6 protein-coding genes are annotated in these 7780 nt (G+C 69.0%); 4 read left to right on the top strand and 2 right to left on the bottom strand.

Annotation, left to right across the window (positions count from 1 at the left end):
- Positions 1–96 precede the first annotated feature (96 nt).
- Together AB0M08_RS32045 and AB0M08_RS32040 are read right to left on the bottom strand one after the other, a co-directional pair.
- A complete protein-coding gene (locus tag AB0M08_RS32045; RefSeq protein ID WP_364501347.1) occupies positions 97–570 on the bottom strand; it encodes a PH domain-containing protein in 474 nt (157 codons plus the stop codon).
- Positions 571–589: 19 nt separating this feature from the next.
- Positions 590–1405, bottom strand: a complete 816-nt coding sequence (locus AB0M08_RS32040; RefSeq protein WP_364501344.1) for an oxidoreductase — start codon at positions 1403–1405, stop codon at positions 590–592.
- 214 nt (positions 1406–1619) lie between these two features.
- Here AB0M08_RS32040 and acs point away from each other — a divergent pair, with 214 nt between their 5' ends.
- The 4 genes from acs to AB0M08_RS32020 all read left to right on the top strand — a co-directional run bounded on the left by acs (position 1620) and on the right by AB0M08_RS32020 (position 7762).
- Positions 1620–3605, top strand: coding sequence for an acetate--CoA ligase (gene acs / locus AB0M08_RS32035; protein ID WP_364501341.1), 1986 nt, complete (start codon positions 1620–1622; stop codon positions 3603–3605).
- Positions 3606–3849: 244 nt separating this feature from the next.
- The gene (locus AB0M08_RS32030; RefSeq protein WP_364501364.1) at positions 3850–6237 is read left to right on the top strand and encodes an immune inhibitor A domain-containing protein; all 2388 of its coding nucleotides are present in this window, start codon (positions 3850–3852) and stop codon (positions 6235–6237) included.
- Positions 6238–6382: 145 nt separating this feature from the next.
- Positions 6383–6787, top strand: a complete 405-nt coding sequence (locus AB0M08_RS32025) for a hypothetical protein (RefSeq protein WP_364501338.1) — start codon at positions 6383–6385, stop codon at positions 6785–6787.
- 60 nt (positions 6788–6847) lie between these two features.
- Positions 6848–7762 (top strand): alpha/beta hydrolase, encoded by a 915-nt coding sequence (locus AB0M08_RS32020; RefSeq protein WP_364501335.1) that lies wholly within the window; start codon positions 6848–6850, stop codon positions 7760–7762.
- The last annotated feature ends 18 nt before the right edge of the window (positions 7763–7780 follow it).

Raw genomic sequence — 7780 nt, 5'->3', positions numbered from 1 at the left:
CCCGGCCAGGCCACCATCACAACGGCGACGAGCCTTCCACCAGCACAAAGCTAAACAAAATCAAGAAACTGTCTCAGTTGACTTGACAGGTTCCGGTCAGGCCGCGGCGGCGTGGTGGCGGTTGCGGATTTCGTGGTAGACGGCACGGAACAGGGTCGGGCGGGAGTGGAAGTCGACGCCCTGAGCCCAGAGCTCGGTGTTGACCGTGCCGCCGTCGTGGCGGTCCAGCAGCACGGTCATGCCGCTCTGGATCTCCCACGGGCCGAGCTTGTGGGTGGCCCGGTGCAACCGCACGGCCGCGATGTCGCGCCACCGCACGGCACGGGAGCGCAGCAGGCCCCGGATCAGCACGCCGTCGGGGCCCACGTAGACGCCCAGCTCCCGAATCCGCCACGCGCCGAGCACCCAGATCGCCGCGAGCATCCCGGAGACCACCCGGACTCCGTGCCCCATCAGCTCGAACTGACGGATGGTCGCCCAGGTCAGCAGCGCGAGTGCGACCGCCTCCCAGGCGATCACCAGCCATCGGCCGGAGCCGGGCGTGTACGGGCGAACCCAATTGTCGGCCACCCGAAAAGTATGCCCGTGCTCAGACCGCCGCCAGGACGCCGTCGCCGATCGCCGTGATTTCCCCGGCACCGGCCGTGATCGCCGCGGCGTAGTGCCGTAGCCAGGATCGGACACCGTCCGGTGTGCCGGTGGCGTACGCGCCGGAGCTGCCGACGTACTCCGGTTCGCGCGAGAGGTGACCGATCTCGACCACGACGAGGCCACGCGGGTCGAATCCCCGGTTGATCAGCGTGAGGCGCGCCGCGGCCCGGGCGACCACGCCGGAAGGGCCCGCGAACGGCCGGAGGGTGAGCAGTTCGGCGTGCACGATCGCGGCGAGCAGCAGCGGCGGCGTGGTCTCGTTGCCGGCGACCAGCCCGGCCAGCCCGTCGATGCGTTCCGCAAGGGCGGCGGCGGAGAGCGAACCCGCGGCGGAGTGCGAACCGGCGGCGCCTGGGGCACCGGCGGCAGAGGGACCGGCGGAGGCACCCGCGGTCAGGCGGCCCAGGTCGTGGTCGTGGACGACGCCACGGGCCGCGAGGACGTGCAGTTTCGCCAGGACCTGCCGGGGCGCGCGGGGCCAGAGGTCGACCAGTCCGCCGAGGGCCTCGGCGACGCGCAGGGCGCCCTGGACCACCGGGTCGGTGATCGTGCCGGCCCGGACGTCGTCGAGCTCGTACCGGCTGCCGTCGAGGGCGGCGCTGGCGACCGCGGCGCGCAGGCTCGCCTCGGCGGCGACCTGGCCGCCGTTCCGGCGCAGCGCGCGGTGCCGCATCGCGGCGTCGACCGCCTCACGGGCCTGGCTCAGGGCGGGCGCGACGTCGGCGAGGTCGAGCAGGGGTGCTAGTGGATCCACACCGCACACGGTAACCCGTAAGACTCACGAAACATGGGGTGCACAAAGACGAGCGCAACTGGCAAGATTCGCGCAGTACCGATCATAGAGACGTCAGTCGGCGCGCATCCGGGACCATCCGGCGCGCCCCTGCGCAGCAACCCTTCGCCGGGCCCTCCGGCAGAACTAGTGTGCAACGAAGAGTGAAACCGGCCTTGGCAGAGGAGCCGCCCTCATGAGCGAGACACTGGAGAATCTGTACTCGGAGACACGGCAGTTCCCACCGCCCGCCGACCTCGCCGCCGCCGCCAACGTGACGGCCGCGGCGTACGAGCAGGCCGGGTCGGACCGGCTGGCGTTCTGGGCCGAGCAGGCCGGGCGACTGGCCTGGGCGAAGCCCTGGGACCAGATTCTGGACTGGACGACCCCCCCGTTCGCGAAGTGGTTCGTCGGCGGCGAGCTCAACGTCGCCTACAACTGCGTCGACCGGCACGTCGAGGCGGGCCACGGTGACAAGGTCGCCATCCACTGGGAGGGCGAGCCCGGCGACACCCGGGCGGTGACGTACGCGGAACTCTTGAAATCGGTCTCCCAGGCCGCCAACACGCTGACCGATCTCGGTGTCGCCGCGGGTGACCGGGTCGCGATCTACCTGCCGATGATCCCGGAGGCCGCGGTCGCGATGCTGGCCTGCGCCCGGATCGGCGCCACCCACAGCGTGGTGTTCGGTGGCTTCTCGGTCGACGCGCTCGCCACCCGGATCCAGGACGCCGACGCCAAGGTCGTGATCACCGCGGACGGCGGGTACCGGCGCGGCAAGCCGTCGGCGCTCAAGCCGACCGTGGACGAGGCCGTGGCGCGCTGTTCGAGCATCGAGCACGTGCTGGTGGTTCGGCGTACCGGCCAGGACGTCGCCTGGACCGAAAAGGATAAGTGGTGGCACGAGACCGTCGAGCAGGCCAGCCCGGAGCACAAGGCGCAGGCCTTCGACGCCGAGCACCCGCTCTTCATCCTCTACACCTCGGGCACCACCGGTAAACCGAAGGGCATCCTGCACACCACCGGCGGCTACCTGACGCAGACGTCCTGGACACACCACGCGGTCTTCGACCTCAAGCCCGAGACGGACGTCTACTGGTGTACGGCCGACATCGGCTGGGTCACCGGGCACTCGTACATCGTCTACGGCCCACTCTCCAACGGCGCCACCCAGATCATGTACGAGGGCACCCCGGACACCCCGGGCCGTGACCGTTTCTGGCAGATCGTCGACCGATACAAGGTGTCCATCCTGTACACCGCGCCGACCCTGATCCGCACCATGATGAAGTGGGGCGACGACATCCCCGCCGGGTACGACCTCTCCTCGCTGCGCGTCCTGGGCAGCGTCGGCGAGCCGATCAACCCCGAGGCCTGGATGTGGTACCGCGAGCACATCGGCCGCGAGCGCACCCCGATCGTCGACACCTGGTGGCAGACCGAGACCGGGGCCGTGATGATCTCGCCGCTGCCCGGGGTGACCGCGGCCAAGCCCGGCTCGGCGATGACCCCGCTGCCCGGCATCAGCGCCGACGTGGTCGACGACACCGCCGCCTCGGTGCCGAACGGCGGTGGTGGCTTCCTGGTGCTGCGCGAGCCGTGGCCGTCGATGCTGCGCACCATCTGGGGCGACGACCAGCGCTTCCTGGACACGTACTGGTCCCGCTTCGGTGCCGGGGCGGGCCAGGGCGACGAGTGGATCTACTTCGCCGGCGACGGCGCGAAGAAGGACGAGGACGGCGCGCTCTGGCTGCTCGGCCGGGTGGACGACGTCATGCTGATCTCCGGCCACAACATCTCCACCACCGAGGTGGAGTCGGCGCTGGTCTCGCACCCGTCGGTGGCCGAGGCCGCGGTGGTCGGCGCGACCGACCCGACGACCGGCCAGGCGATCGTCGCGTTCACCATCCCGCGCGGGAACGTGGCGACCGACGGCGAGGCCGGCGAGCAGCTGATCAAGGACCTGCGCGACCACGTGGCGAAGACGCTCGGCCCGATCGCCAAGCCGCGGCAGATCATGCTGGTCACCGAGCTCCCGAAGACCCGCTCCGGCAAGATCATGCGGCGGCTGCTGCGGGACGTGGCGGAGAACCGGTCGCTCGGCGACGTGACCACGCTGCAGGACTCCGCGGTGATGGACCTGATCTCGTCCGGGATGCAGTCGGCCAAATCTGAAGACTGACCGAAATCGATAAAGGCTGGTGGCGCGAAGGCGTCGCCAGCCTTTTGTCCCTTATGCCAGTTACGGTGTTATGGCCGGGGCATATCAGGTAACCGTTGGTCATCAATATCCTTTGCATTCCCCGAACATCAGTCTGTTTGCATACGTTCACCTACAGTCCCGAACCCCGGGGCCGTTTGACGCTGGGCGCGGCACACCGTGCCCGGCCGCAAAAACGGAGGTAAACGTAGTGCGCAAGGTGGTCGTGGGACTACTCGGCGCCGCGATGGTGACCAGCGTCGGAGCGATGGCTCCGACCGCTGCCCTGGCGGCACCGGCGGTGGATACAGCGCCGGTCACAGCCGCGGAGAGCGCCCCGCAGGATGATCTGCCGAACCCCCTCGAAGAGAAGCGCCGTGCGCTCCGCGAGGAGGCCGTCTCCCAGGTCGTAAGCGGCAAGTCCAAGGTCGAGACGAAGAACGGCAGCAAGGTCGTCAACCTCGGCAAGACGTACGGCAACGGCGGCTTCGGCCAGCCGGGCAAGAACCAGTACGTCGAGCTGGCACGCGAGAAGACCGACAAGATCTTCGTCATCCTGACCGATTTCGGCAACGAGCGTCACCCGTCGTACCCGGACCAGGACACCGACCCCGACACCGCGGGTCCGGCCACGTTCGACGGTCCGGTGCACAACAGCATCCCCGAGCCGGACCGCTCGACGGACAACTCCACGATCTGGCAGTCGGACTACTCGGCCGACTACTACCGGAACCTGTACTTCGGGACCGGCAAGAACGTGGAGTCGGTCAAGACCTACTTCGAGACCCAGTCGTCGGGCCGCTACAGCGTCGACGGCGAGGTCACCGACTGGGTCAAGGTCAAGTACAACGAGGCCCGGTACGGCCGCTCCAACGACGACCCGACCGACGCCAACGGCGACGACCCGGCCGTCTGCGCGAGCAGCACCTGCTCCAACACGTGGGCCCTGGTCCGCGACGCCGTCACCCAGTGGTACGCGGACCGGATCGCGGAGGGCGCCAGCGCCGCCGACGTCAAGGCCGAGCTCGCGTCGTTCGACCAGTACGACCGGTACGACTACGACGGCGACGGCAACTTCAACGAGCCGGACGGCTACCTCGACCACTTCCAGATCGTGCACGCCGGCGGCGACCAGGCCGACGGTGACCCGCAGCAGGGTGAGGACGCCATCTGGAGCCACCGCTGGTACGCGTACGCCTCGGACGCCGGTCTGACCGGCCCGGCCGGCAACCTGCTGGGCGGCACCCAGATCGGCGACACCGGCCTCTGGGTCGGCGACTACACCATCCAGCCGGAGAACGGCGGCCTGAGCGTCTTCGTCCACGAGTACACCCACGACCTGGGCCTCCCGGACGACTACGACACCAGCGGCCTCGGCGACAACAGCAACGAGTACTGGACGCTGATGGCGCAGAGCCGGCTCGGCGCCAAGAACGACCAGGCCATCGGCACCCACCCGGGCGACCTCGGTGCCTGGAACAAGCTGCAGCTCGGCTGGCTCAACTACGAGTCGGTGACCGCCGGTCAGAAGAAGACCGTCGAGCTCGGGCCGCAGGAGTACAACACCAAGAAGAAGCAGGCCATCGTGGTCAACCTCCCGGACAAGGAGGTCACCACCGAGCTGGGTGCGCCGTACGACGGCAGCAAGCAGTTCTTCTCCGGTAACGCGGACGACCTGAACGTCTCGCTGTCGAAGACGATCGACCTGACCGGTAAGTCCAGCGGAAGCGTCTCGCTGCAGGGCCGGTACTCGATCGAGGACGACTACGACTACCTCTACGCCGAGGTCTCCACCGACGGCTCCACCTGGACCCGGATCGACGGCACGGTGGGCGGCTCGCCGTTCATCACGGACGGCAGCGGCAGCCCGGCGATCTCCGGTTCGTCGGACGGCGCCTGGGTGCCGGTCGAGGTGCCGCTGGACGCGTACGCGGGCCAGAGCATCCAGTTCCGCCTGCACTACGTCACCGACGGTGGCGTCTCCGCGGGTGGCTTCTTCGGTGACGACCTGACCGTCACGGCCGACGGCGCGACCGTCGACGTGGACGGCGCGGAGGGCACCTCCACCTGGACCGCGGACGGCTTCAGCATCGTCGGTTCCAGCGTCACCAGCGATTTCCCGAACTACTACATCGCCGGGTACCGCAGCTACACGTCGTACGACAAGTACCTGCAGTACGGCCCGTACAACTTCGGGTGGGCGAGCACCAAGCCGGACTGGGTGGAGCACTACAACTACCAGACCGGCCTGCTCGTGTCGTACTGGGACACCTCCCAGGCCGACAACAACACCAACGAGCACCCGGGTTCGGGTCGGAACCTCTACATCGACGCGCACCCGAAGCCGTTCAACAACCCCACCGGTGTTCCGTGGCGTGCCCGGGTCCAGGTCTACGACGCTCCGTTCAGCCTGTACCCGACCGACGGCATGACGCTGCACCTGAACGGCGTGAAGTCGGTGGTCAAGCCGCTCTCCGGCGACTCGACCTTCAACGACAAGGACAAGTACTACTACGACGAGCTGCCGAACCAGGGCGTCAAGCTCCCGGCCGTGGGCGTCAAGCTCTCGGTCGTGCAGCAGGCCGGCACCTCGATGACGGTGAAGGTCTCCTGACCGGTCTCACCACCAGCAGCGCCCGGGGACCCTACTCCCCGGGCGCTGCCCTTTTCCCAACCCATTCCCACCCCTTCTCCGGTACGGGAACCGAGACCGGGCGCGTTTCGTCATAGCAGGACCGAAACGCCGGAAGGATGCAGTCATGAGGTCCACGAATCTGATCGGTATCGCGGTCGGCACCGGCGCGTTCCTGGCCGCCTGTGCGACGGGACTCGAGCCGTCCAGCGCGACCACCCCGAGCAGTCAGGGCAGCCCGAGCAGTCCTAGTCCGATTCCGACCATCTCGTTGACCGAGAAGCCGCCCCGGGAGCCCACCGACAACCTTCCGGACACCGGCTGGGTGGCGGGCATGGTCACGCGGGGCGGTTCCGGGCCCTGCTACGGCCTCACCGCCGACGACGGCACCCGGTACGCGCTCTACTCCGCCACCGGCACCGAGCTGGCCAAGGGCGACCGCGTGAAGGTCAAACTGGAGACCACCCGACTGAAGATCTACTGCGGCCCGGGCTCGCTGATGGCGATGACCGCGTCCGAACCGATCGGGTGATCCGGCCCGTGTTCCCGAGTGCCCGGCGCCGCGCGTGACACCTCAGCCTAGGCTGACGGCATGGACGACTCGGTGGTGCTCGCAGAGGGGCCGTGGACACACCGGTTCGTCGGGGCCAACGGTAGCCGGTTCCACGTCGCCGAGGTCGGCACCGGGCCGCTCGTCCTCTTCCTGCACGGCTTCCCCGAGTTCTGGTGGGCCTGGCACGACGTGATGACCCGGGTGGCCGACGCCGGCTTCCGGGCCGCCGCGATCGATCTTCGGGGGTACGGCGCCAGCGACAAGCCGCCGCGGGGCTACGACGGCTACACCATGGCCGCCGACGTGACCGGCCTGATCCGCGCGCTGGGCGAGCGCTCCGCGACCATCGTGGGTGCCGGTGCCGGCGGGATGGTCGGCTGGGCCGCCGCCGCGTTCCACCCGAAGCTGGTGAACCGTCTCGTCGTCCTCGGCGCGGCGCACCCGCTGCGGCTGCGGGCGGCCCTCTTCGCCGATCCGCGCGGCCAGTTCGCCGCCTCCTCGGCCATCCTGCGCTTCCAGGTCCCGCGGTACGAACACGTGCTGACCAGGAACGACGCGGCGCTGATCGGCGAACTGATGGAGCACTGGAGCAGCCCGGAGTGGGCGGCCACCCCGGAGTTCGCCGACTACTCGTACCGCTGCCGTCAGGCCATGCAGATCCCGCAGGCGTCGTTCTGCGCGCTGGAGGCGTACCGCTGGGTCGCCCGAAGCGCGCTGCGGTTGCAGGGGTACCGGTTCGTCAAGCTGATGCAGCAGCCGCTCGGCATGCCCACGCTGCAGCTGCACGGCTCGCTGGACACCGCGGTGCTGCCGCGTACGGCCCAGGGATCCGGACGCTACGTGACCGCGCCGTACGAGTGGCGGCTGGTGCCCGGCGCCGGGCACTTCCTGCACCAGGAGCGACCCGACGTGGTCACCGGCGAGATCCTGCGGTGGCTCAAGACTCCGGCCTGAACATTCACCGTGATCTCT

The organism is Actinoplanes sp. NPDC051851 (assembly GCF_040681165.1).
Lineage (GTDB): Bacteria > Actinomycetota > Actinomycetes > Mycobacteriales > Micromonosporaceae > Actinoplanes.
The sequence above is the reverse complement of the archived record's forward strand: the minus strand, read 5'-3'. Positions and strand labels throughout refer to the sequence as shown.

Excerpts from the sequence above, each read along its gene's own strand:
- acs (WP_364501341.1), top strand. The coding sequence starts at position 1,620 with ATGAGCGAGACACTGGAGAATCTGTACTCGGAGACACGGCAGTTCCCA.
- AB0M08_RS32025 (WP_364501338.1), top strand. The coding sequence starts at position 6,383 with ATGAGGTCCACGAATCTGATCGGTATCGCGGTCGGCACCGGCGCGTTC.
- AB0M08_RS32020 (WP_364501335.1), top strand. The coding sequence starts at position 6,848 with ATGGACGACTCGGTGGTGCTCGCAGAGGGGCCGTGGACACACCGGTTC.